Raw genomic sequence first — 24,061 nt, 5'->3', positions numbered from 1 at the left:
GGCGACTGAGCCACCCTGGCACGTTCACCGGTCATGTCGTTACAGATTAGCAAGGAACATTAAGTGAACGGAATGACCACCACCGCCGTATATTCCCCTCACCCTAACCCTCTCCCCGGAGGGGCGAGGGGATTGCTCAGTGCTCGCATTAATTTGTGGGGAACCCTCACCCCTGTGGGAGAGGGCCGGGGTGAGGGCATCAGGCCCCACCCTTTTTTAACTCTCTTTCACCTGCCCCCGTAAAACCGGCACCGGTAACCATGCGCGAATGCTCAAACCACCCCGTTCGCTGGTGCCAATTTCCAGCAGTCCGTTATGGTTATCAACAATACGCTGCACAATCGCCAGGCCTAAGCCGGTTCCGCTGGTGCTGCGCGCGCTGTCGCCGCGCACAAACGGCTGGAACAGGTGCTTACGCTGCTCAGGCTTGATGCCCGGGCCATCGTCTTCCACCTGGAACCAGGCGCGGTTGAGTTCCGTACCGCTGCTGACTTTGATCCAACCGTTGCCGTAGCGCGCCGCGTTGACCACCATATTCGCCACCGCGCGTTTTATGGAGAGCGGGTGCATACGTACCTGAATCTCACCCGCCTGAAGGTCGGTCGCAATTTCACGTTCGTAGCCGCTTTCGGCAGCAACAACTTCGCCCAGAACCGCGTTCAGATCCGCCATCTCCATCGGCATCTCCTGCCCGGTACGCAGGTAGTCGATAAACTGCTCGATGATGGCGTTACACTCTTCGATATCCTTGTTGATGGACTCTGCAAGATAACCATCCTGCTCGCCCATCATCTCTGTTGCCAGCCGGATACGTGTCAGCGGGGTGCGAAGGTCATGGCTAACCCCCGCCATCAGCAGCGTACGGTCGTCAGCCAGCTGTTTAACGCCTGCCGCCATGTGGTTAAAAGCACGCGTTACCGAGCGCACTTCCGATGCGCCATACTCGCGCAGCGGCGGTGGGATAATACCTTTACCAACCTGCAATGCCGCATGCTCCAGGTCGACCAGCGGTCGGTTCTGGATACGAATAAACAGCCATGCGCCGCCGATAGCCAGCAGCATGATCGCCAGGGTGTATCGGAACAGCGGTGAGAAGTCGCCCTGATGAATCTCGGTGAGCGGAACACGCACCCAGATGTTGGGTGACAGCCAGGTTTTCAGCCAGACAACCGGCGAGCTTTTATTGACCTCAACGCGCACTTCCGTCGGGCCGCCAAGCTGCTGCGCCATCTGCTGGCTAAGGAATTCATAGTGCTGCGCCCAGCGCAGGCCGGCATCTTCCGCCGCTTCGTTCGAGTAGAGAGAAATGCCCAACTCACGGTAGATTTCCCGACGGAACGCCGGGGGGACAACCAACTGCGTGCCGTCCTCCAGTTGCAGTTTGTCGGTCATCAGCATACGCACTTCGTATGCCAGCACCTTATTAAACTGCTGAAGGCTCGGCAGGATCGCAAAGTTCAGCACCACCAGGTAGGTCGTCACCAGGCTGACAAACAGCAGGGTGACGATCAATAACAGCGTGCGGGCAAACGAACTTCGCGGCGAGAAGCGCATTCGCCTCATGCTTTAGAGCCGTCCGGGACAAACACGTAGCCCAGACCCCACACGGTCTGAATATAACGAGGATGCGCCGGATCTTCTTCCACCATGCGGCGCAGACGAGAGATCTGCACGTCGATAGAACGTTCCATTGCGGAGTATTCACGGCCGCGCGCCAGGTTCATCAGCTTGTCACGTGAAAGCGGTTCACGCGGGTGGCTGACCAGCGCTTTCAGTACCGCAAACTCGCCGCTGGTGAGCGGCATTGGCTCATCTTCACGGAACATTTCACGGGTGCCGAGGTTCAGCTTGAACTTACCGAATGCAATGACGGCCTCTTCCTGAGACGGCGCGCCCGGCAGCTCGTTCGCCTGACGACGCAGCACGGCGCGAATACGCGCCAGCAGTTCACGCGGGTTGAACGGCTTAGGAATGTAGTCATCAGCGCCAATCTCAAGGCCGACGATACGGTCAACTTCTTCACCCTTCGCCGTCACCATGATGATTGGCATCGGGTTGCTCTGGCTACGCAGACGACGGCAAATAGAGAGCCCATCTTCGCCAGGCAGCATCAGGTCCAACACCATCAGGTGGAAGGATTCACGCGTCAGCAGACGATCCATCTGTTCCGCGTTCGCGACGCTACGAACCTGGAAGCCCTGCTCGGTCAGATAACGTTCCAGCAGCGCACGCAGGCGCATGTCGTCATCTACGACCAGAATTTTGTAGTTCTCTTGCATTGTGTGTACTCCCAAAGGTTCGGATAAGCCTGGAACAGCGTATTCTAAAAAAGTGCACGGGTTCGACCAGCAAATTCTGGTATAAATTCTAGACGAAATTGTTACAAAGCATATTTAACAGCAGCTTATCTGTTCATTTCATCACATAAATCATTATTAATCTTGTCTGTTACACTGTGCGCTACGTATTGTGCGCAAAGACAGTTAACCGGCATTAAAGGCAGCACCATGAAAACGCCTCTGATCACCCGCGAAGGGTACGAGAAACTCAAAAAAGAGATGGATTACCTGTGGCGCGAAGAGCGTCCGGAAGTGACCAAAAAAGTCACCTGGGCCGCAAGTCTGGGCGACCGCAGCGAGAATGCGGACTATCAGTACAATAAAAAGCGACTGCGCGAAATCGATCGCCGGGTACGCTACCTGACGAAATGCCTCGAGAATCTCAAAATTGTCGATTACTCCCCGCAGCAGGAAGGTAAAGTGTTTTTCGGCGCGTGGGTCGAAATTGAAAACGACAACGGCGACACCCTGCGTTTTCGTATCGTCGGCTATGATGAAATTTTCGGTCGTAAGGATTACATTTCTATCGATTCACCCATGGCCCGCGCCCTGCTGAAAAAAGAGGTGGGCGATTTAGCCGTTGTCCAGACGCCCGCGGGTGAAGCAAGCTGGTACGTCAACGAAATCGAGTATGTTAAATAGTCCGAGAGCGCCCTCCCCGGCTGGCATTTTTTGGTGTCAGCCCGTATAACTATCCCCCTGATTTTCGATCCACAAGATGAACTGACCATGATGAAAGAGTCGCTCTGCCGCATTATTGCGGGTGATATTCAGGCCAGAGCCGAACAGGTAGAAGCTGCCGTTCGTCTGCTTGATGAAGGGAACACCGTGCCGTTTATTGCACGTTATCGTAAGGAAGTCACCGGCGGTCTGGATGACACGCAGCTGCGTAACCTTGAGACCCGTCTGGGCTATCTGCGCGAGCTGGAAGACCGACGTCAGGCGATCCTCAAATCTATCGGCGAGCAGGGCAAGCTGACCAGTGACCTGGAAAAAGCCATTAACGGTACCCTGAGCAAAACCGAACTTGAAGATCTCTATCTGCCGTTCAAACCGAAGCGCCGCACGCGCGGGCAGATTGCGATCGAAGCCGGCCTTGAGCCGCTGGCCGACCTGCTGTGGAACGAGCCGTCTCACGATCCGGAAACCGAAGCCGCCAGATTTATCGACGCCGAAAAAGGCGTAGCGGACACCAAAGCCGCGCTGGACGGCGCTCGCTACATTCTGATGGAGCGCTTCGCCGAAGACGCGGCGCTGCTGGCCAAAGTGCGTGATTACCTGTGGAAGAACGCCCATATCGTCTCCACCGTGGTGTCCGGCAAAGAGGACGAAGGCGCGAAATTCCGCGACTACTTCGATCACCACGAACCCATTTCTACCGCGCCGTCTCACCGCGCGCTGGCGATGTTCCGCGGTCGTAACGAAGGCGTGCTGCAACTCTCCCTGAATGCCGATCCGCAGTTTGACGAGCCGCCTAAAGAGAGCCACTGTGAGCAGATCATTATGGATCACCTCGGTCTGCGCCTGAACAACGCCCCGGCGGACAGCTGGCGCAAAGGCGTGGTGAGCTGGACCTGGCGCATCAAGGTGCTCATGCACCTCGAAACCGAGCTGATGGGCACCGTGCGCGAGCGCGCCGAAGACGAAGCGATCAACGTCTTCGCCCGTAACCTGCACGACCTGCTGATGGCTGCGCCGGCTGGCCTGCGCGCCACCATGGGTCTCGATCCGGGTCTGCGCACCGGCGTGAAGGTGGCCGTGGTTGACGGCACCGGCAAGCTGGTTGCCACCGACACCATTTACCCGCACACCGGTCAGGCAGCGAAAGCGGCTGTCGTGGTCGCCGCGCTGTGCGAGAAGTACAACGTTGAGCTGGTTGCCATCGGTAACGGTACGGCGTCCCGCGAAACCGAACGTTTCTATCTCGACGTGCAGAAGCAGTTCCCGAAAGTGACGGCGCAGAAAGTGATCGTCAGCGAAGCGGGGGCATCTGTCTATTCCGCCTCTGAGCTGGCAGCGCAGGAGTTCCCGGAACTGGACGTTTCCCTGCGCGGTGCGGTCTCTATCGCCCGTCGTTTGCAGGATCCGCTGGCGGAGCTGGTGAAAATTGACCCGAAATCCATCGGCGTGGGCCAGTATCAGCACGACGTGAGCCAGACGCAACTGGCGCGCAAGCTGGATGCGGTGGTGGAAGACTGCGTTAACGCCGTCGGCGTGGACCTGAACACCGCTTCCGTTCCGCTGCTGACCCGCGTAGCAGGCCTGACCCGTATGATGGCGCAGAATATCGTCGCCTGGCGTGATGAGAACGGTCAGTTCCAGAACCGCCAGCAGCTGCTGAAGGTGAGCCGTCTGGGGCCGAAAGCTTTTGAGCAGTGCGCGGGCTTCCTGCGCATCAACCACGGCGATAACCCGCTGGATGCCTCTACCGTTCACCCGGAAGCCTATCCGGTTGTCGAGCGTATCCTGGCCGCCACCCAGCAGGCGCTGAAAGACCTGATGGGCGACAGCAGCGCGCTGCGTAACCTGAAAGCGGTGGATTTTACCGACGAACAGTTCGGCGTGCCGACGGTCACTGACATCATCAAAGAGCTGGAAAAACCGGGCCGCGATCCGCGTCCTGAGTTTAAAACCGCGACCTTTGCTGACGGCGTGGAAACCATGAACGACCTGCTGCCGGGCATGGTGCTGGAAGGGGCGGTAACCAACGTCACCAACTTTGGCGCGTTTGTGGATATCGGCGTGCATCAGGACGGTCTGGTGCATATCTCTTCCCTGGCCGACAAGTTCGTTGAAGATCCGCACACCGTGGTCAAAGCGGGCGACATCGTGAAGGTGAAAGTGCTGGAAGTGGATCTTCAGCGCAAGCGTATCGCCCTGACCATGCGTCTGGACGAGCAGCCGGGCGACACTAACGCGCGCCGTGGCGGTAATGGCGGTGGCCGTGAACAGCAGCGTCCGGCAGCGAAAGCCGCGAAGCCACGCGGACGTGACGCACAGCCAGCAGGCAACAGCGCGATGATGGATGCGCTGGCAGCGGCGATGGGTAAGAAACGCTAATCCTGTAAATGCCCCTCACCCTAACCCTCTCCCCAAAGGGGAGAGGGAACTTGAACACCCTCGCCCCTTTGGGGAGAGGGCCGGGGTGAGGGGAAAAATTATATCGTAAAATATGAAACCGATTGCATATCCATATTTAAACCGCTACTTATCACTCCATTAACAAATACGCTTTTTATTCCTTCCCGGCTATTCCCGCAAATATTGAGCAAGGTCAAGCAGACCGCAAATTAATACGATTAACAACATCCCGTCACATTTTTATTATTGCTGATAAAAACTATTCTCATTATCATCGCAGTGTTGATTATTTAACCTCTCGTGGAATCAGGCGCTATGCAATTCACTCCAGAAAGTGCGTGGAAAATTATCGGTTTTACCCGTGAGATAAGCCCGGCCTATCGGCAGAAGCTACTGTCACTGGGCATGCTACCCGGCTCATCATTCCAGGTGGTGCGCGTGGCGCCGTTGGGCGATCCTGTTCATATCGAAACCCGACGCGTTAATCTGGTTCTGCGTAAAAAAGACCTCGCATTAATTGAAGTTGAATCTTTATCCCGTTAACAAGCCAGCGGTTTCAGTGAGTCTAAAACAATGAAAAAATTAACTATTGGCTTAATTGGCAATCCTAATTCCGGCAAGACAACCTTATTTAATCAGTTAACCGGCGCACGCCAGCGTGTGGGAAATTGGGCAGGCGTAACGGTTGAACGCAAAGAAGGCCAGTTCACCACGACAGATAATCAGGTCACGCTGGTTGATTTACCGGGGACCTATTCACTCACCACAATTTCATCTCAGACCTCTCTCGATGAGCAAATTGCCTGCCACTATATTCTGAGCGGCGACGCGGATCTGCTCATCAATGTGGTGGATGCCTCCAATCTCGAACGAAATCTGTACCTCACGCTACAGCTGCTGGAGCTGGGGATCCCCTGCATCGTAGCGCTTAACATGCTCGACATCGCCGAGAAGCAAAAGCTGCGCATCGACGTCGACGCCCTCTCCGCCCGTCTGGGCTGCCCGGTGGTTCCGCTGGTTTCTACCCGCGCGCGCGGCATTGACGCCCTGAAGCTGGCAATTGACCGCCACACGGGCAATGCCGACGTCGAACTGGTGCACTACGCCCAGCCGCTGCTGCGCGAGGCCGGGCAGCTGGCGCAGGAGATGGACAACGCCATGCCCGCCAGACAGCGCCTGTGGCTTGGCTTGCAAATGCTGGAAGGCGATATCTACAGCCGCGCCTACGCAGGCGATGCGGCGGATAAACTGAGCGTTGCACAGGCTCGCCTGAGCGACGAGCTGGATGACCCGGCCCTGCATATTGCGGATGCGCGCTATCAGGCCATCGCCGCTATCTGTGACGTGGTCAGCAATGCATTAACCGCTGAACCCAGCCGCTTCACCGCCGCCGTGGATAAGATTGTGCTCAACCGCTTCCTCGGTTTGCCAATCTTTTTACTGGTGATGTACGTAATGTTCCTGCTCGCTATAAACATCGGCGGTGCATTGCAACCCATCTTTGATGGCGGCTCTGTCGCTATCTTCGTGCACGGTATTCAGTGGCTGGGCTACACCCTCCACTTCCCGGAATGGTTGACCATCTTCCTTGCGCAGGGGATCGGCGGCGGGATCAACACCGTCCTGCCGCTGGTGCCGCAGATCGGCATGATGTACCTGTTCCTCTCCTTCCTTGAGGATTCCGGTTACATGGCACGCGCCGCCTTCGTAATGGACCGCCTGATGCAGGCGCTGGGGCTGCCGGGGAAATCCTTCGTGCCGCTGATTGTCGGTTTTGGCTGTAACGTGCCGTCAGTCATGGGCGCGCGTACGCTGGACGCACCGCGCGAACGCCTGATGACCATCATGATGGCGCCGTTCATGTCCTGCGGCGCACGTCTGGCGATCTTCGCGGTCTTTGCCGCGGCGTTCTTTGGTCAGGAAGGGGCGCTGGCCGTCTTCTCCCTGTATGTGCTGGGTATCGTGATGGCTATTCTCACCGGCCTGATGCTGAAGCACACCATCATGCGTGGCGAAGCGTCGCCGTTCGTGATGGAACTGCCGGTTTATCACGTTCCGCATCTGAAAAGCCTGATTATTCAAACCTGGCAGCGCCTGAAGGGCTTTGTTCTGCGCGCCGGTAAGGTGATTGTAGTGGTCAGCATTTTACTGAGCGCCCTGAACAGCTTCACCCTGAGCGGCCAGGCAGCGGACAACATTAATGACTCTGCCCTTGCCTCCGTCAGCCGGATCATTACGCCGGTCTTCAAACCGATTGGCGTACAGGAAGACAACTGGCAGGCAACCGTGGGCCTGTTCACTGGCGCGATGGCAAAAGAGGTGGTTGTCGGCACCCTGAACACGCTCTACACCGCGGAAAACATCCAGGAAGAGGAGTTCAACCCAGCTGAGTTCAGCCTCGGTGACGAACTTCTGGGTGCAGTAGAAGAGACCTGGCAGAGCCTGAAAGACACCTTCAGCCTGAGCGTACTGGCGAACCCGATTGAAGCCAGCAAAGGCGACGGCGTAATGGCGACCGGAGCAATGGGCGTGATGGGCCAGAAATTTGGCAGCGCGTCGGCGGCCTACAGCTACCTGATCTTCGTCCTGCTCTATATTCCGTGCATCTCGGTCATGGGCGCCATTGCCCGTGAGTCCAGCCGCGGCTGGATGGGCTTCTCCATTCTGTGGGGGCTGAACATTGCCTACTCGCTGGCGACCGTGTTTTATCAGGCCGTCAATTACAGCCAGCATCCGCGCTACAGCCTGGTCTGTATCCTCGCGGTGATCCTGTTTAACGTGATGGTGATTGGCCTGCTGCGCCGGGCGCGTAGCTGCGTTGACGTTAACCTGCTGGCAACGCGCAAAACCCCAACGACCTGCTGTAGCAGCCCTGCGGGCGACTGTCACTGAGGGGAAAAAAGATGGCATCGTTGATTCAGGTCCGTGACCTACTGGCGTTACAGGGACGAATGGAGGCGAAGCAGCTCAGCCTCAGCCTGCATACGCCGCAGCCGATGATCGATGCCATGCTGGAAAGGCTGGAGGCGATGGGGAAAGCCGTGCGCATTCAGGAAGAGCCGGACAGTTGTCTGTCCGGCAGTTGTAAAAGTTGTCCGGAAGGTAAAGCCTGCCTCAGGGAGTGGTGGACGCTTCGCTGATAAAACCGGTCAGCGCCGAACAAAACTCAGCAGGATGAGAGATGAACGGCGCATGTGCCGCTTTGGCAACCACCATTGATTCACTCTCCGGCCACAGCGCATCCAGCAGCGGAACCACCTTGCGCGGGACCAGCCCATCCAGATAGCCATAAATACGCAGATGCGGCACCGTCAGTGACGCCAGCGGCTCACGCAGATCGGCCGTTTTCAGGATCTCCAGTCCACCGTTCAGCACCTCAACCTCCGGCATCGGCAGGGAAAGCACCGTCTGCTTCAGCATTCGCGCGTCCTGACGGGCGGTTTCTGTTCCCATCGTCTGCAACGCCAGGAAACGCTCCACCGTCCGCTGGAAATCTTCGCTCAACTGGTGCTGGAACCCGGCCAGCACCTCAGGTTTGATGCCCGGCCACGCCTCGCGGGCGCTGAAACAGGGTGATGAGGCAACGGTGATCAGCGCCTGCACCCGCTCAGGATGGCGCAGCGCAATCTGGCTTGCCACCAGCCCGCCCAGGCTCCAGCCGAGCCAGACGGCTTTTTGCGGTGCCGCTTCCAGAACCTGCTCCGCCATGTCCTCGAGCGTCATCGCGCCGTAGCCGTGGCTACGGCCATACCCCGGCAGATCCACCAGGTGTACCGTAAATTGCGAGGCCAGTTCCTCACTTATGCAACGCCACACTTCGGCGTTCAGTCCCCATCCGTGCAGCAGCACAAGATGACAATTTCCCGTCCCAACGGTCTGCCACCACAGCGTCTTCATCAGTTAACGTTCTCTTTTTTCACATGGAGGTTGCGTATGCTAACAGTGCCCGGCTTGTGCTGGCTATGCCGAATGCCACTTGCGCTGAGCGCGTGGGGCGTCTGTTCCGTTTGCACGGGAGCGCTGGGTTACCTGAAGGGCTGTCCGCAATGCGGCTTGCCTGCCGTAAGCCAGACGCTCCCCTGTGGTCGATGCCTGAAAAAAGTGCCGCCGTGGAGCGCGCTGGTGGCGGTGGATGATTACGTTTTGCCGCTGAGTCGTCTGGTTCATCAGTTTAAGTTTTCCAGCCAGTTCGCGCTGGCGCAGCCACTGGCACGCCTGTTATTACTGGCGGTATTGCAGGCGCGAAGAACGCGTGGGCTACCGTCGGTCGACACGCTCGTGAACGTGCCACTCTTTCAGCGTCGGCACTGGCGGCGGGGATACAATCAGAGCGACCTGCTGTGCCGTCCGCTCGCCCGCTGGCTGGGTTGCCGGTACCCCGCCTCTGCGCTGAAACGTATTCATGCCACTGCCGTTCAGCACCGGCTCAACGCCCGGTCGCGCAAAAGAAACCTGAAAAACGCCTTTCGCCTTGAATTGCCGGTCAACGGTCTCCATATCGCGATTGTGGATGATGTCGTCACCACGGGCAGTACCGTGGCTGAACTTTCCCGACTGCTTTTGCAAAGCGGCGCCGCGTCAGTTCAGGTATGGTGTCTGTGCCGTACCTTGTAGCCCTTCTTCAATGGGCGTATGATTATACCCAGGTAATTTAGTCAACTATTAGGCCAAAGCTATGATCCGTATTTCCGATTCTGCACAAGCGCACTTTGCCAAACTGCTGGCAAATCAGGAAGAAGGGACGCAGATCCGCGTGTTTGTGATCAATCCAGGCACTCCGAATGCAGAATGTGGTGTCTCTTATTGTCCTCCGGATGCTGTGGAAGCAACTGACACTGCCCTTAAATTTGAACAGCTCACCGCATACGTTGATGAGCTGAGCGCGCCGTATCTTGAAGATGCGGAGATTGATTTCGTCACCGACCAGCTGGGTTCGCAGCTGACGCTGAAGGCGCCAAACGCGAAGATGCGTAAAGTCTCTGACGATGCCCCGCTGATGGAGCGTGTGGAATATCTGCTGCAATCGCAGATCAACCCGCAGCTGGCCGGCCACGGTGGACGTGTTTCCCTGATGGAAATCACCGAAGATGGTCTGGCGATCCTGCAATTCGGCGGCGGCTGTAACGGCTGCTCCATGGTCGATGTAACCCTGAAAGAAGGGATCGAGAAGCAGCTGCTGAACGAATTCCCGGAACTGAAAGGCGTGCGCGATCTGACCGAACACCAGCGCGGCGAGCACTCTTACTACTAATTCAGTGCCCGTCTGTATTGCCCGGTGGCGCTGCGCTTACCGGGCCTGCTTTTTCTTGCCTCCCCCTCTATATGTTGACCTGCGTCTCATAATTCAAATTTTGCCTCCCTGGGTGATTCTCAATCACGTCATGTTACCCGTATCATTCCCATGGGCACTCAACACCCTTATAACAGCCGACTAAACTTATCGTTTTCGCAGGCATCAGTATGAGTGCCGTTAATACTCTGTTCCCAGTTGGGACAACCGGAATTTGTCGTTGAAACAATGACGTTACCCATAACAATTCAAAGGCCAGGTCAATCATGCCATTAGTCATCGTCGCTATCGGTGTTGTGTTATTACTGCTCTTGATGATCCGCTTCAAAATGAACGGATTTATCGCTCTGGTTCTGGTGGCACTTGCAGTCGGTCTGATGCAGGGAATGCCGCTGGTTAAAGTTATCAGCTCCATTAAAGCCGGTGTCGGCGGTACGCTCGGCAGCCTGGCGCTGATCATGGGCTTCGGCGCCATGCTCGGTAAAATGCTCGCGGACTGCGGTGGCGCGCAGCGTATTGCCACTACCCTTATCGATAAATTTGGCAAGCAGCACATCCAGTGGGCGGTGGTGTTAACCGGTTTTACCGTCGGTTTCGCACTGTTCTATGAAGTGGGCTTCGTCCTGATGCTGCCGCTGGTGTTCACCATCGCCGCTGCCGCCAACATCCCGCTGCTGTTCGTGGGCGTGCCGATGGCTGCGGCGCTGTCCGTCACCCACGGCTTCCTGCCGCCGCATCCGGGTCCAACGGCTATCGCTACCATCTTCCATGCCGACATGGGTAAAACCCTGCTGTTCGGTACGATTCTGGCGATCCCAACGGTTATCCTGGCCGGTCCTGTTTATGCGCGCTTCCTGAAAGGCATTGATAAGCCCATCCCGGAAGGCCTGTACAGCGCCAAAACCTTCACAGATGCAGAGATGCCTGGCTTTGGCGTCAGCGTCTGGACCTCTCTGGTGCCGGTGATCCTGATGGCAATGCGTGCCGTAGCAGAGATGGTTCTGCCGAAAGGTCACGCGTTCCTGTCCGTTGCGGAGTTCCTGGGCGACCCGGTGATGGCAACGCTGATTGCGGTCCTGATCGCCATGTTCACCTTCGGTCTTAACCGTGGTCGTTCCATGGATCAGATCAACGACACGCTGACCTCTTCCATCAAAATCATTGCCATGATGCTGCTGATCATCGGCGGTGGCGGCGCGTTTAAGCAGGTGCTGGTCGACAGCGGCGTGGATAAATACATTGCTGCCATGATGCATGAAACCAACGTATCGCCGCTCCTGATGGCATGGTCTATTGCCGCGGTGCTGCGTATCGCGCTGGGCTCTGCAACCGTTGCGGCGATTACCGCGGGTGGTATCGTTGCGCCGCTGATTGCGACCACGGGCGTAAGCCCTGAGCTGATGGTTATCGCGGTCGGTTCGGGCAGCGTGATTTTCTCCCACGTGAACGATCCGGGCTTCTGGCTGTTCAAGGAGTACTTCAACCTGACTATCGGTGAAACCATCAAGTCCTGGTCCGCGCTGGAGACCATTATTTCGGTGTGTGGCCTGGTCGGGGTGCTGCTGTTGAATATGGTGGTCTGATGCCCTAAGTCGGGTGGCGGCTACGCCTTACCCGACCTACATGAGCACGACCTGATAATAAAAAACCCGCCACTGGCGGGTTTTTTATTATTTCTTCGCGGCTGCTTTTCGCCGTTTATCCAAATCCTTAATCAACCTGTTCACCCCGTCATCGGCGAACATCGCTTCAAGCGTAGTGGACAGCTTGCGACGCCAGTTTTTGTACTGATAGCTGGTACCGGGTATGTTTACCGGCTCCGCCATATCAATCCAGTCTTCCGGTTGCAGACCGAGCAACGCGCTGTTGCTGTCGGCAATATAGCGCTGTAAGCCACGGTTAAGCGTTGGCGTCATCGACATCAGCGCCGCCTTATGCCCGGCGCGCTTCGGCAGACAGCCATGCTTATGCAGCGCATCCAGCAGCCCCTGTTTCGCCAGCTCGCGATCCTGATACAACCCACGCAGAACTTCTTCATCCGGGTAGAGACCCAGCGTTTTGCCGAGCGTCAGGTCGCCGCTTTCCCAGTAGCCTCTGAGCGTAGGAAGATCATGCGTCGTCGCGACTGCCATTGACTGTTCAGGGTACGCTTTCGGCGCGCGGAAGGTTTTCTCATGGTCGTTTTCAAAATAGAGCACTTTGTAGGAGTAAACCCCGCTGTCGCGGAGCTTGCTGACAATCTCAACCGGCACGGTACCGAGATCTTCGCCAATCACCATGCACTGATGACGTTTACTCTCCAGCGCGAGGATTGAGAGCAGATCGTCCACCGGATACTGCACGTACGCCCCGTGATCGGCCGTTTCACCGTACGGGATCCACCACAGACGCAGCACAGACATGACATGGTCGATACGCAACGCGCCGCAGTTCTGCATGTTAGCGCGCAGCAGATCGATAAATGGCTCGTAGGCACGCGCCGCCATCACGTGTGGATCCATCGGCGGCAAGCCCCAGTTCTGACCAAGCGGGCCCAGAATATCCGGCGGCGCACCGACGGAGGCTTTCAGACAGTAAAGTTCACGGTCACACCAGGTCTCCGCCCCACCTTCCGCCACGCCGACGGCCAGATCGCGATACAGACCGATCGGCATGTTATAGCCCTGGCTCACCTGCCAGCAGGCAGCAAACTGGCTGTACGCCAGCCACTGCAACCAGAGATAGAAATCCACCTCGTCGGCATGCGTCTCACAGAACGCCTTCACTTCCGGGGTATCCACGGACTGATACGCTTCCGGCCACACCGGCCAGCCCCAGCGCATCTCATCCTCCTGGACCTGATACGCATGCAGCGCATCAAACGCCGCCTGCCAGTAAAGGCTCTCGCCTTCCTGCATCACAAACTGGCGGAAGGCTGCCATCTGCTCGTCGTCACGCTTCGCAAAGCCCTTCCAGGCCAGACGCAGCGCCGCCATTTTCAGCGCGGTCACGGAGGCATAATCGACCCAGTCCGCATCGCGGGCCTGTTTCAGCATCTGTTGGGTGGTCTCAAGCTTCCACCACGCCTGCGCCTCTTTGCTGTTTTTGAAATCGTCTAACGCGTTAACGTCGATGTAGATCACGTTCAGCCAGCGGCGGGAAGACGGGCTGTACGGGCTGGCGCTTTCCGGATTCGCCGGATAGAGGGCGTGGATCGGGTTGAGGCCGATAAATGCCCCGCCGCGCTCACCAACAGATGCCAGCATCTTTTTCAGGTCGCCAAAATCGCCAATGCCCCAGTTGCTGTCTGAACGCAAGGTGTAAAGCTGCACACAGGCGCCCCACAGCTTTTTGCCTTCGAGTAGCGCCTGCGGCTCATAGCAGCGCTTCGGCGCGACGATCACCCGACAGTGGAAGCGGCTGTCATTCTGGGTGAGCGTCAGGCTGTGATAGCCCTCCGGCAGCTTCGCCGGAAGGGTGAGGGTTTTGCCGCCGGTGGCATGGCCTTTATGCTGATGCCCCTCTTCGGTGGTGAGCAGCCAGCTGAACTCGCCGCGTCCTTCCACCGCCAGCGGCATCTTTTTGCCCGCGGTAAAGACCTTCACGTTCGGCACCGGCGCTCCCGACGCTTTCGCGTCGGTTTTGTGCATGGCATCCAGCAAACGTCTTTTGGTGTCCGCACCAATAGACTGCGGTTTGCCGTGCGCATTGATGTAACTGAGGCTAATTCCCGCCGCCTGCGCGGCACTGTCCAGACGTTTACTCTCCATCGCGCTTCCTTAGCGTTTTGCCTGCCAGATACGAGCCTGATAATCACGGATTGAGCGGTCAGAGCTGAACATACCGCAGCGCGCGGTGTTCAGGATACATGCGCGAGTCCAGGCATCCTGGTCACGGTACAGCACGTCGACCTGCTTCTGCGCTTCAACGTAAGCGGTGAAGTCCGCCATCACCAGGTACGGGTCGCCGCCCTGTTTGTCCATGCTGTGCAGCATCTGGTCAAACGCGTGCTTGTCGCCGTCGCTGTACTTCCCGCTTTCCAGCTCTTTCAACACCGCATCCAGCACTTTGTCTTTTTTACGCCATTTCACCGGGTCGTACCCTTTGGCTTTGATGGCTTTCACTTCTTCAACAGTATGGCCGAAGATAAAGATGTTCTCTTCACCGACCTTCTCGGCGATTTCAACGTTCGCACCGTCCAGCGTGCCGACGGTCAGCGCGCCGTTCAGGGCCAGCTTCATGTTGCCGGTGCCGGACGCTTCTTTACCGGCGGTAGAGATCTGCTCGGAAATATCCGCCGCCGGGATCAGCATTTCAGCCGCAGAGACGCAGTAGTCCGGCAGGAATACCACCTTCAGCTTGTCGCCCACTTTCGGATCGTTATTGATCGCCGCCGCCACTTTATTAATGGCAAGGATAATGTTTTTCGCCAGGTAGTAGCCCGGCGCCGCTTTCGCACCGAACAGGAACACGCGCGGGACGCGGTCGGCCTGAGGGTTCTCGCGGATCTCTTTGTACAGCGCCAGAATGTGCAGCAGGTTCAGGTGCTGACGTTTGTACTCGTGCAGGCGTTTGATCTGGATATCGAAAATCGCATTTGGGTTAATTTCAATTCCGGTACGCATTTTCACGAACTCGGCCAGACGTACCTTGTTCTCCAGCTTAATGGCGCGGTACTGCTCGCGGAACTTCGCGTCGTCAGCGTATTTTTCCAGGTTGATGAGCTGGTCCAGATCGTTGGCCCACTCTTTCTTCAGGGTCTTGTCCAGCAGACCGGCCAGCAGCGGGTTGCACTGTTTGATCCAGCGACGCGGCGTAATGCCGTTGGTCACGTTGTGGAATTTGGTCGGCCACAGCTGGTGGTATTCCGGGAAGAGATCTTTCACCACCAGATCCGAGTGCAGCGCGGCCACGCCGTTCACCGCAAAGCCGCTTACCACGCACATGTTTGCCATGCGCACCTGTTTGTTGTGTACCACGGCCAGCTTCGCCCAGACGGCTTTGTCGCCCGGCCAGGTTTTCTCCACCAGCACGTTAAACTGGTCGTTAATTTTATTGATGATCTGCATATGGCGCGGCAGCAGCGTTTTCACCAGCTTCTCATCCCAGCACTCCAGCGCTTCCGGCATCAGGGTGTGGTTGGTGTAGGCGAAGGTGCGGCTGGTGATGGCCCAGGCGTCGTCCCAGCTCAGCTGATGCTCGTCGATCAGCACGCGCAGAAGTTCCGGGATGGCAATGGTTGGGTGCGTGTCGTTGAGCTGAATAACTTCGAAGTCCGGCAGCTGCGCCAGCTTGCGGCCCGCCAGGTGGTGGCGGCGCAGAATGTCCGCCACGGAGCAGGCGCACTGGAAGTATTGCTGCATCAGGCGCAGCTTTTTACCCGCCAGATGGTTGTCGTTCGGGTAGAGCACTTTGGTCAGCTTCTCGGCGTCGATACCCTGCTGCTCGGCGCGCAGGAAATCACCGTCATTGAATTTAGTCAGGTTAAATGGATGCGCGTGCTTCGCCTGCCACAGACGCAGCGGCTGCGCCACGCCGTTACGGTAGCCGAGCACCGGCAGATCCCAGGCTTCACCGGTAATGGTGAACGCTGGTTCCCAGAGCCCCTGCTTCGTGACTTTTCCGCCAATCCCGACCTGCACATCCAGCTGTGCGTTGTGGCGGAACCACGGGTAAGTATTACGATGCCAGTCGTCCGGCGCTTCCATCTGGTGGCCGTCAGCGAACGACTGGCGGAACAGACCGTACTGGTAGTTCAGACCATAGCCAATGGCCGACTGGCCCACGGTTGCCATGGAATCCAGGAAGCAGGCTGCCAGACGTCCCAGACCGCCGTTACCCAGCGCCGGATCAATCTCTTCTTCCAGCAGATCGGTCAGGTTGATGTCGTGTTCTTTCAGCACATCGCCGACGCCCTGATACCAGCCAAGGTTCAGCAGATTGTTACCCGTCAGACGGCCAATCAGGAACTCCATCGAAATGTAGTTGACGTGACGCTGGCCTTTCACAGGCTTCGTCGCGGGCTGAGCGTCCAGCTGCTCTGCGAGCGCCCCGCTCACCGCCTGCCACCACTGGTGAGGCGTCATCTCGTTTGCAGCATGAAGGCCAAAACGCTGCCACTGACGCGTCAGGGCAGCCTGGAATTGAGCTTTGTTGAAAGTAGGCTGTGACATAGGGAATCGGCATCCTGTAGAGAGAAAACACATTTGGCGCTAGTGTGCCTGGCTCATTGCGCCTCTTCCTCCTCCTGTCGGGGATTAGGCAGGGAGGAGTAGCGGGGATGAGCATAAAAGTGTGATCGAGGCCACTGTGTAAGTGTGCGCTTCGCTGAAAAAGCGATCCCGGAAGAGCGTCAAAGAAATGAAATGCAGTTTCGGAGGAAATTAATCATCGCTGAAATGATTACTTACGTAGAATAATATTTCTCACGTACAGCGGCTTTCCAGCAACACTATTAAGCCAGAGCAACTTTCCCCCAAAGTTAATTAACTTCACCGTCATTATCTCTTTCTGAAACCAGTTTCAGCGCAACCGCGCGCCATGCAGACAAGCCAGTAACAGCGCGGCATCCAGCCATTTATGAAAAGTTCCACCAATGATGAGAATGTTTTGTGACAGAGTGCAAATTCAGAGCCTCCAAACCCAGACATAACTTGCAATAGTTCCTCTATTGGCCGAACTTATAGATATTAATTACGAAGCGCAAAAAAAATAAATTCTCTCGTTCCCCACAGTGAAGTGAAAACTATGTTGATTCCGTCCAAATTAAGTCGCCCGGTTCGTCTTGACCATACTGTGGTCCGCGAGCGCCTGCTGGCTAAACTTTCCGGTGCGCATAATTTCCGACTGGCGCTGGTTACGAGTCCTGCGGGTTATGGAAAAACAACGCTCATTTCGCAATGGGCGGCAGGTAAAAGCGATCTTGGCTGGTACTCCCTGGATGAAGGTGATAACCAGCAGGAGCGTTTTGCCAGCTATTTAATTGCCGCGATTCAGCAGGCAACCAACGGACACTGCGTCACCAGCGAGGTGATGGTGCAAAAGCGCCAGTACGCCAGCCTGTCCTCTCTGTTCTCCCAGCTGTTTATCGAACTGGCCGAATGGCATCGCCCGCTGTATGTGGTGATTGATGATTATCATCTGATCACCAACCCGGTTATTCACGAGTCCATGCGGTTCTTCCTGCGCCATCAGCCGGAAAACCTGACGCTGGTCGTCCTGTCGCGCAACCTTCCGCAGCTGGGCATTGCCAACCTGCGGGTGCGCGATCAGCTACTGGAAATTGGCAGTCAGCAGCTGGCCTTTACCCATCAGGAAGCGAAACAGTTCTTTGACTGCCGTCTGACTTCTCCGATTGAGGCGTCGGAAAGCAGCCGCCTGTGTGATGACGTTGCAGGCTGGGCCACGGCGCTTCAGCTGATTGCCCTTTCCGCGCGGCAAAACAATAGCCCAACGCACCAGTCCGCGCGCCGCCTGGCGGGCATCAACGCCAGCCACCTGTCGGATTATCTGGTGGATGAGGTACTCAACAGCGTAGACCTCACTACCCGCCATTTCTTGCTGAAAAGCTCCCTGCTACGTTCGATGAACGATGCGCTGATTGTGCGCGTCACCGGTATTGAAAACGGGCAGCTTCAGCTCGAAGAGATTGAACGTCAGGGTTTGTTCCTGACGCGAATGGACGATCCCGGCGAATGGTTTAGCTACCATCCACTGTTTGGCAGCTTCCTGCGCCAGCGTTGCCAGTGGGAGATGGCCGCAGAGCTGCCAGAAATTCACCGCGCCGCCGCCGAAAGCTGGATGGCGCAAGGTTTCCCGAGCGAGGCTATCCACCATGCGCTGGCCGCCGGAGATGCCGGTATGCTGCGCGATATTCTGCTCAACCACGCGTGGGGACTGTTCAACCACAGCGAACTTACGCTGCTGGAAGAGTCGTTAAAAGCGCTGCCGTGGGAAAGCCTGCTGGAGAATCCGCGTCTGGTGCTGCTCCAGGCCTGGCTGATGCAGAGCCAGCATCGCTACAGCGAAGTGAACACCCTGCTGGCGCGCGCCGAGCAGGAGATGGAAAGCGAGATGGATGCCACCCTGCACGGCGAATTTAACGCCCTGCGTGCGCAGGTGGCGATTAACGACGGCGACCCGGAAGAAGCCGAACGGCTGGCGATGGTCGCGCTGGATGAGCTGCCGCTGGCGAATTTCTACAGCCGTATTGTGGCCACCTCGGTACACGGCGAAGTGCTGCACTGTAAGGGCGACCTCACGCGTTCGCTTTCGCTCATGCAGCAAACCGAACAGATGGCCCGCCGCCACGATGTCTGGCATTACGCCCTCTGGAGCCTGATCCAGCAAAGCGAGATTTTATTTGCTCAGGGGTTCCTGCAGGCCGCCTGGGAAAACCAGGAGAAAGCGTTCCAGCTGATCCGTGAACAGCATCTGGAACAGTTGCCGATGCACGAGTTCCTGTTGCGTATTCGCGCTCAGCTGCTCTGGGCATGGTCGCGTCTGGATGAAGCAGAAAGCTGCGCCCGCCAGGGCCTGAATGTGCTTTCGAGCTTCCAGCCGCAGCAGCAACTCCAGTGCCTGGCCCTGCTGGTGCAGTGCTCGCTGGCGCGCGGCGACCTGGATAATGCCCGCAACCACCTTAACCGCCTGGAAAACCTGCTTGGCAACGGACAGTACCATAGCGACTGGGTCTCCAACGCCGATAAGGTCCGGGTGATTTACTGGCAGATGACCGGCGATAAAAAGTCCGCCGCCAACTGGCTGCGTCACACGCCTAAACCAGAATTTGCCAATAACCACTTCCTGCAAAGCCAGTGGCGCAATATTGCCCGCGTGCAGATCCTGCTGGGTGACTTCGAGCCTGCCGAAATCGTGCTGGAAGAGTTAAACGAAAACGCCCGTAGCCTGCGCCTGATGAGCGATTTAAACCGCAACCTGCTGCTGTTAAACCAGCTTTACTGGCAGGCGGGACGTAAAAACGATGCCCAGCGCGTGCTGCTGGAAGCGTTGCAGCTGGCGAACCGCACCGGGTTTATCAGCCACTTTGTGATTGAGGGTGAAGTGATGGCCCAGCAGTTGCGCCAGCTGATTCAGCTCAACACGCTGCCGGAACTCGATCAGCATCGCGCCCAGCGCATTCTGCGCGAGATCAACCAGCACCATCGCCACAAGTTTGCGCACTTCGATGAGAACTTTGTTGAACGTCTGCTGAACCATCCGGAAGTACCGGAGCTTATCCGCACCAGCCCGCTCACACAGCGTGAATGGCAGGTGCTGGGGCTGATCTATTCAGGCTACAGCAACGAGCAGATAGCCGGTGAGCTGGCGGTGGCGGCAACCACCATCAAAACGCACATTCGCAATCTGTATCAGAAGCTGGGCGTGGCGCACCGTCAGGACGCGGTGCAGCATGCGCAGCAGTTGTTGAAGATGATGGGGTACGGAGTTTAGTTTTGTGCGGCCTGATGCCCTCACCCCGGCCCTCTCCCACAGGGAGAGGGAGAACAATTTGTAGGTCGGGTAAGCGCAGCGCCACCCGACACCACCGCTAGCACAACTCCAGCTGCAAATTGTTATCCTTAATCACCTGCAACACGCCCGCCGGCGGCATCTCGTCGGTGTAGACCGCATTCACCATGCTAATGCTGCCCATGTTGACCATCGCATTGCGGCCAAATTTCGAGTGATCCACCACCAGCATCACGTGGCGCGAGTTCTCAATAATCGCGCGCTTGGTGCGCACCTCGTGGTAATCAAACTCCAGCAGCGAGCCGTCGGTGTCGATGCCGCTGATCCCCAGAATGCCGAAATCGAGGCGGAACTGAGAGATAAAATCGAGCGTCGCTTCGCCGATAATGCCCCCGTCGCGGCTGCGCAGTTCGCCGCCCGCGAGGATGATGCGGAAATCGTCTTTCTGCATCAACGTGTTGGCCACGTTCAGGTTGTTGGTCACCACGCGGAGGTTCTCGTGATTCAGCAGCGCATGGGCGACCGCTTCCGGCGTGGTGCCGATATCAATAAACAGCGTCGCGCCGTTCGGGATCTGGCTCGCCACTTTACGGGCGATACGCTCTTTCTCTGCCGTTTGCGTCGCCTTACGATCATGCCATGAGGTGTTCACCGAGCTGGACGGCAGCGCCGCGCCGCCGTGATGGCGCAGAATACGGTTCTGATCGGCCAGGTCGTTGAGGTCACGACGGATGGTTTGCGGGCTGACGGCAAACTGCTCCACCAGCTCTTCAGTACTGACGTATCCCTGTTTTTTTACCAGTTCGATAATGGCGTCATGACGTTGTGTTTGTTTCATGAAATATCCCTGGGAATTATGTTCGTTTTCGCGCATGGAGCGTATCGGCCAGCGCCATCGCCAGCCCGACCGCCAGGCCGGTAACGTGCGCACCATTGGCGATAGACATACCAAACAGATCAAACCATCCGGCAATAAGCCATATTAACGCAAAGGTTATTAATCCACGTTGTAAATAGATGCCGCTTTCCGGGTCGCGCTCGCCTCTGAGCCAGGCGTAACCCATCAGGGCGTACACCACGCCGGATAACCCGCCAAACCACGGACCGCTGAATTTATGCTGCACATAGCCGCTTAACAGGGCGCTGATAAGGGTGATCACAATCAGCTTGCCACTGCCGAGCCGCTTCTCCACCGCCCCGCCGAGATACCACCACCACAGCAGGTTAAAGAGGATATGCATTACCGAGAAGTGCATCAGCGCATGCGTGAAGTAGCGCCAGACGTCAAATTGCAGGGAGGGATCGTACGGCCATGCGAGGGCAATCATCACGCTCTGGTCGCCCACCACGCTCATAATAATGAAGACGATGATGCAGGCTGCCATCAAAAGCAGCGTAAACGGTCCTGCGCGCTCGCGGAGGGTGGCGAGAAACGGAAAACGTTGATAGTGCAGGCCACTGTCGGTCTGGCCGGATTGCCAGCTTGCTGCCAGATAACGCGGGTCGCCCGGGTTTTCCAGGAAACGCGCCAGCTCGGCGTTCACGCGCCCAGCCTGGCTTTCGTCTGCCAGCCAGACATCCGTCTGTGTATGCTGCTGAATAGTCAGGATAATGCCCTGCGTCGCCATATAGTCGACAAACGCCTGGGCGACGCGCGGGTTGCTAAAAGAGGTGATCATCAACATGGGCAGCGGTCGCTTATTTCCACACAAAAGGGGACAGTATAGCGGGATCAGCGCTCAAACGCGTATTCAACTTCTGCCGGGAAATGACGATGCCATGCATCAAAGCCGCCGTCGACGCTGTATACCGCGTCGTAACCCTGCTGGAGCAGATACTGCGCCGCGCCTTTACTGCTGTTGCCGTGATAGCACATCACCATCACCGGCGTGTCGAAGTCGTTATCGCGCATAAACGCGCCCAGCGTGTCGTTGGTGAGATGGAACGCGCCCGGCGTGTGGCCCATCGCAAAGCTCTGCGGATCGCGGATATCCACCAGCACCGCGGTTTTCTGGTGCATCTTCTGATGGGCTTCTTCTACGTTAATACATTCAAACTGATCCATGGTGTTCTCATCTTATATTCAGGTGTGGTGCGGTTTTCCCCTCACCCTACCCTCTCCCGGAGGGAGAGGGAAACGGATCACCCTCTCCCCGTGGGAGAGGGCTGGGGTGAGGGCATCAGACCGCACCATTTTACCCCGTAGTGTACGTCCTGGCGGCGGGTAAACGCCATTATGTTATCCATATCACTCTAAATTGTTTTTTTGATGTTACCAAAAGCGCGTTCCTTTGCTATTATGAGCGATATCGAACATTTTTGAGCTTTAACGAAAGTGCATGAGGGGGTTATGGAAACCAAAGATCTGATTGTGATAGGCGGGGGCATCAACGGTGCCGGTATTGCGGTTGATGCCGCAGGACGCGGTTTATCCGTGCTGATGCTGGAAGCTAACGATCTCGCCTGCGCGACGTCGTCCGCCAGCTCCAAGCTGATCCACGGAGGCCTGCGCTACCTGGAACACTACGAATTCCGCCTGGTCAGCGAAGCGCTGGCCGAACGCGAAGTGCTGCTGAAAATGGCTCCGCATCTGGCGATCCCGATGCGCTTCCGCCTGCCCCACCGCCCGCACCTGCGTCCGGCGTGGATGATCCGCATCGGCCTGTTCATGTACGATCATCTGGGTAAACGCACCAGCCTGCCGGGTTCGACCGGTTTGCGTTTTGGCTCAGAATCGGTCCTTAAGCCTGAAATCGTGCGCGGTTTCGAATATTCTGACTGCTGGGTGGACGATGCGCGTCTGGTACTTGCTAACGCGCAGATGGTCGAGAAGAAAGGCGGCGAGGTGAAAACCCGTACCCGCGCGATCGCCGCGCGCCGCGAAAACGGCCTGTGGATCGTGGAAGCGGAAGACGTGGATACCGGCGAGAAGTTTAGCTGGAAAGCGCGCGGCCTGGTGAATGCCACCGGCCCGTGGGTGAAACAGTTCTTCGATGACGGTATGCACCTGCCTTCTCCGTACGGCATCCGCCTGATCAAGGGCAGCCACATTGTGGTGCCGCGCGTGCATACCCAGAAGCAGGCTTATATCCTGCAAAACGAAGACAAGCGCATCGTGTTTGTGATCCCGTGGATGGACGAGTTCTCCATCATCGGCACCACTGACGTGGAGTACAAGGGCGATCCGAAAAACGTTGAGATTGAAGAGAGCGAAGTCAGCTACCTGCTGAAAGTGTACAACGCACACTTTAAGAAACAGCTGGCGCGCGATGACGTGGTCTGGACCTACTCCGGCGTGCGTCCGCTGTGTGATGACGAGTCTGACTCACCGCAGGCCATCACCCGTGACTATACGCTTGATATTCATGACGTGGACGGTCAGGCGCCGCTGCTGTCGGTGTTTGGCGGTAAGCTCACCACCTACCGTAAACTGGCGGAGCACGCGCTGGAGAAACTGGCGCCGTATTACAAAGGCATCGGCCCGGCGTGGACGAAAGGCGCCGTGCTGCCTGGCGGCGATATCGGCAATAACCGCGACGATTACGCCGCGAAGCTGCGTCGCCGCTTCCCGTTCATTACCGAAGGAATGGCGCGCCACTACGCCCGCACCTACGGCAGCAATACCGAACTGTTCCTCGGCGACGCAAAAGAGATTGCCGATCTGGGCGAGCATTTTGGCCATGAGCTGTACGAAGCGGAACTGCGCTACCTGGTGGAACACGAATGGGTGCGCCGTCTGGACGATGCCATCTGGCGTCGTACTAAAGAAGGGATGTGGCTGAATGCCGAGCAGCAGTCTCGCGTGGCGCAATGGTTGCAACAGCATGCGGGAAAGCGTGAATTGTCACTGGCGTCCTGAGGGTGACAAAAAATGCCCGGTGGCGCTGCGCTTACCGGGCCT

The 24,061-nt window shown here is 57.2% G+C and carries 18 protein-coding genes; 10 read left to right on the top strand and 8 right to left on the bottom strand.

The window, feature by feature from the left end; genetic code table 11:
• Positions 1 to 216 precede the first annotated feature (216 nt).
• Both envZ and ompR read right to left on the bottom strand, forming a co-directional pair.
• Entirely contained in the window at positions 217 to 1,563 is a 1,347-nt protein-coding gene (envZ, locus tag C3451_RS14685; RefSeq protein WP_003861615.1) for a two-component system sensor histidine kinase EnvZ, read from the bottom strand.
• Positions 1,560 to 2,279 carry a two-component system response regulator OmpR gene (gene ompR / locus C3451_RS14680; RefSeq protein WP_001157751.1) on the bottom strand — a complete coding sequence of 240 codons (720 nt, stop codon included), beginning with the start codon at positions 2,277 to 2,279 and terminating at the stop codon, positions 1,560 to 1,562. Before ompR ends, envZ begins: the two co-directional genes overlap by 4 nt.
• A 228-nt stretch (positions 2,280 to 2,507) precedes the next feature.
• On the opposite strand from ompR, the gene greB reads away from it, so the two are divergent.
• The 5 genes from greB (at position 2,508) to feoC (ending at position 8,560) form a co-directional block, all read left to right on the top strand.
• Positions 2,508 to 2,981, top strand: a complete 474-nt coding sequence (greB, locus tag C3451_RS14675; protein ID WP_022649631.1) for a transcription elongation factor GreB — start codon at positions 2,508 to 2,510, stop codon at positions 2,979 to 2,981.
• Between the two features lie 87 nt (positions 2,982 to 3,068).
• Entirely contained in the window at positions 3,069 to 5,399 is a 2,331-nt protein-coding gene (locus tag C3451_RS14670; RefSeq protein ID WP_045622210.1) for a Tex family protein, read from the top strand.
• A gap of 336 nt (positions 5,400 to 5,735) precedes the next feature.
• Positions 5,736 to 5,963: a ferrous iron transporter A gene (feoA, locus tag C3451_RS14665; protein WP_022649633.1), complete on the top strand. Its 228-nt coding sequence runs from the start codon at positions 5,736 to 5,738 to the stop codon at positions 5,961 to 5,963.
• 30 nt (positions 5,964 to 5,993) lie between these two features.
• Positions 5,994 to 8,312, top strand: a complete 2,319-nt coding sequence (feoB, locus tag C3451_RS14660) for a Fe(2+) transporter permease subunit FeoB (RefSeq protein ID WP_124304337.1) — start codon at positions 5,994 to 5,996, stop codon at positions 8,310 to 8,312.
• A gap of 11 nt (positions 8,313 to 8,323) precedes the next feature.
• On the top strand, positions 8,324 to 8,560 hold the full coding sequence (gene feoC, locus C3451_RS14655; RefSeq protein ID WP_015571443.1) for a [Fe-S]-dependent transcriptional repressor FeoC: 237 nt from the start codon (positions 8,324 to 8,326) through the stop codon (positions 8,558 to 8,560).
• On the opposite strand, the gene bioH is transcribed toward feoC, so the two are convergent.
• Positions 8,535 to 9,317 carry a pimeloyl-ACP methyl ester esterase BioH gene (bioH, locus tag C3451_RS14650; protein ID WP_045622171.1) on the bottom strand — a complete coding sequence of 261 codons (783 nt, stop codon included), beginning with the start codon at positions 9,315 to 9,317 and terminating at the stop codon, positions 8,535 to 8,537. The genes feoC and bioH overlap by 26 nt on opposite strands.
• 36 nt (positions 9,318 to 9,353) lie before the next feature.
• Between bioH and gntX the strand changes: the two genes are divergently transcribed.
• The 3 genes from gntX (at position 9,354) to gntT (ending at position 12,293) form a co-directional block, all read left to right on the top strand.
• Positions 9,354 to 10,034 carry a DNA utilization protein GntX gene (gene gntX, locus C3451_RS14645; protein ID WP_032626815.1) on the top strand — a complete coding sequence of 227 codons (681 nt, stop codon included), beginning with the start codon at positions 9,354 to 9,356 and terminating at the stop codon, positions 10,032 to 10,034.
• A gap of 61 nt (positions 10,035 to 10,095) precedes the next feature.
• Entirely contained in the window at positions 10,096 to 10,671 is a 576-nt protein-coding gene (gene nfuA / locus C3451_RS14640; protein WP_003861601.1) for a Fe-S biogenesis protein NfuA, read from the top strand.
• Positions 10,672 to 10,976: 305 nt separating this feature from the next.
• The gene (gntT, locus tag C3451_RS14635; protein ID WP_022649637.1) at positions 10,977 to 12,293 is read left to right on the top strand and encodes a gluconate transporter; all 1,317 of its coding nucleotides are present in this window, start codon (positions 10,977 to 10,979) and stop codon (positions 12,291 to 12,293) included.
• 87 nt (positions 12,294 to 12,380) lie between these two features.
• Here the strand turns inward: gntT and malQ are convergent, their stop codons facing one another.
• Together malQ and malP are read right to left on the bottom strand one after the other, a co-directional pair.
• The gene (malQ, locus tag C3451_RS14630) at positions 12,381 to 14,459 is read right to left on the bottom strand and encodes a 4-alpha-glucanotransferase (protein ID WP_045622173.1); all 2,079 of its coding nucleotides are present in this window, start codon (positions 14,457 to 14,459) and stop codon (positions 12,381 to 12,383) included.
• A gap of 9 nt (positions 14,460 to 14,468) precedes the next feature.
• Complete coding sequence (gene malP / locus C3451_RS14625; RefSeq protein WP_045622175.1) at positions 14,469 to 16,862, bottom strand: maltodextrin phosphorylase; 2,394 nt, start codon at positions 16,860 to 16,862, stop codon at positions 14,469 to 14,471.
• A 574-nt stretch (positions 16,863 to 17,436) separates the two neighbouring features.
• Between malP and malT the strand changes: the two genes are divergently transcribed.
• Positions 17,437 to 20,142 carry an HTH-type transcriptional regulator MalT gene (malT, locus tag C3451_RS14620; RefSeq protein ID WP_022649640.1) on the top strand — a complete coding sequence of 902 codons (2,706 nt, stop codon included), beginning with the start codon at positions 17,437 to 17,439 and terminating at the stop codon, positions 20,140 to 20,142.
• 97 nt (positions 20,143 to 20,239) lie between these two features.
• On the opposite strand, the gene C3451_RS14615 is transcribed toward malT, so the two are convergent.
• The 3 genes from C3451_RS14615 to glpE are packed head-to-tail and all read right to left on the bottom strand — an operon-like array spanning position 20,240 to position 22,225.
• On the bottom strand, positions 20,240 to 20,998 hold the full coding sequence (locus C3451_RS14615; protein WP_022649641.1) for a DeoR/GlpR family transcriptional regulator: 759 nt from the start codon (positions 20,996 to 20,998) through the stop codon (positions 20,240 to 20,242).
• Between the two features lie 16 nt (positions 20,999 to 21,014).
• A complete protein-coding gene (gene glpG, locus C3451_RS14610) occupies positions 21,015 to 21,845 on the bottom strand; it encodes a rhomboid family intramembrane serine protease GlpG (RefSeq protein WP_022649642.1) in 831 nt (276 codons plus the stop codon).
• Positions 21,846 to 21,892: 47 nt separating this feature from the next.
• Positions 21,893 to 22,225 (bottom strand): thiosulfate sulfurtransferase GlpE, encoded by a 333-nt coding sequence (gene glpE, locus C3451_RS14605; RefSeq protein WP_022649643.1) that lies wholly within the window; start codon positions 22,223 to 22,225, stop codon positions 21,893 to 21,895.
• 285 nt (positions 22,226 to 22,510) lie between these two features.
• Here glpE and glpD point away from each other — a divergent pair, with 285 nt between their 5' ends.
• On the top strand, positions 22,511 to 24,019 hold the full coding sequence (gene glpD, locus C3451_RS14600; protein ID WP_022649644.1) for a glycerol-3-phosphate dehydrogenase: 1,509 nt from the start codon (positions 22,511 to 22,513) through the stop codon (positions 24,017 to 24,019).
• The last annotated feature ends 42 nt before the right edge of the window (positions 24,020 to 24,061 follow it).

The sequence above is a fragment of the Enterobacter sp. 301B genome, assembly GCF_003850715.1.
In the GTDB taxonomy this organism is placed as follows: domain Bacteria; phylum Pseudomonadota; class Gammaproteobacteria; order Enterobacterales; family Enterobacteriaceae; genus Enterobacter; species Enterobacter intestinihominis.
This window is presented reverse-complemented; position numbering and strand designations above follow the sequence as displayed.

Coding starts and splice junctions, on each gene's coding strand:
- bioH (WP_045622171.1), bottom strand. CDS start 9,317: ATGAAGACGCTGTGGTGGCAGACCGTTGGGACGGGAAATTGTCATCTT.
- glpE (WP_022649643.1), bottom strand. CDS start 22,225: ATGGATCAGTTTGAATGTATTAACGTAGAAGAAGCCCATCAGAAGATG.
- feoA (WP_022649633.1), top strand. CDS start 5,736: ATGCAATTCACTCCAGAAAGTGCGTGGAAAATTATCGGTTTTACCCGT.
- greB (WP_022649631.1), top strand. CDS start 2,508: ATGAAAACGCCTCTGATCACCCGCGAAGGGTACGAGAAACTCAAAAAA.
- feoC (WP_015571443.1), top strand. CDS start 8,324: ATGGCATCGTTGATTCAGGTCCGTGACCTACTGGCGTTACAGGGACGA.
- malP (WP_045622175.1), bottom strand. CDS start 16,862: ATGTCACAGCCTACTTTCAACAAAGCTCAATTCCAGGCTGCCCTGACG.
- glpG (WP_022649642.1), bottom strand. CDS start 21,845: ATGTTGATGATCACCTCTTTTAGCAACCCGCGCGTCGCCCAGGCGTTT.
- envZ (WP_003861615.1), bottom strand. CDS start 1,563: ATGAGGCGAATGCGCTTCTCGCCGCGAAGTTCGTTTGCCCGCACGCTG.
- gntX (WP_032626815.1), top strand. CDS start 9,354: ATGCTAACAGTGCCCGGCTTGTGCTGGCTATGCCGAATGCCACTTGCG.
- C3451_RS14615 (WP_022649641.1), bottom strand. CDS start 20,998: ATGAAACAAACACAACGTCATGACGCCATTATCGAACTGGTAAAAAAA.
- nfuA (WP_003861601.1), top strand. CDS start 10,096: ATGATCCGTATTTCCGATTCTGCACAAGCGCACTTTGCCAAACTGCTG.
- malQ (WP_045622173.1), bottom strand. CDS start 14,459: ATGGAGAGTAAACGTCTGGACAGTGCCGCGCAGGCGGCGGGAATTAGC.
- C3451_RS14670 (WP_045622210.1), top strand. CDS start 3,069: ATGATGAAAGAGTCGCTCTGCCGCATTATTGCGGGTGATATTCAGGCC.
- feoB (WP_124304337.1), top strand. CDS start 5,994: ATGAAAAAATTAACTATTGGCTTAATTGGCAATCCTAATTCCGGCAAG.
- gntT (WP_022649637.1), top strand. CDS start 10,977: ATGCCATTAGTCATCGTCGCTATCGGTGTTGTGTTATTACTGCTCTTG.
- ompR (WP_001157751.1), bottom strand. CDS start 2,279: ATGCAAGAGAACTACAAAATTCTGGTCGTAGATGACGACATGCGCCTG.
- malT (WP_022649640.1), top strand. CDS start 17,437: ATGTTGATTCCGTCCAAATTAAGTCGCCCGGTTCGTCTTGACCATACT.
- glpD (WP_022649644.1), top strand. CDS start 22,511: ATGGAAACCAAAGATCTGATTGTGATAGGCGGGGGCATCAACGGTGCC.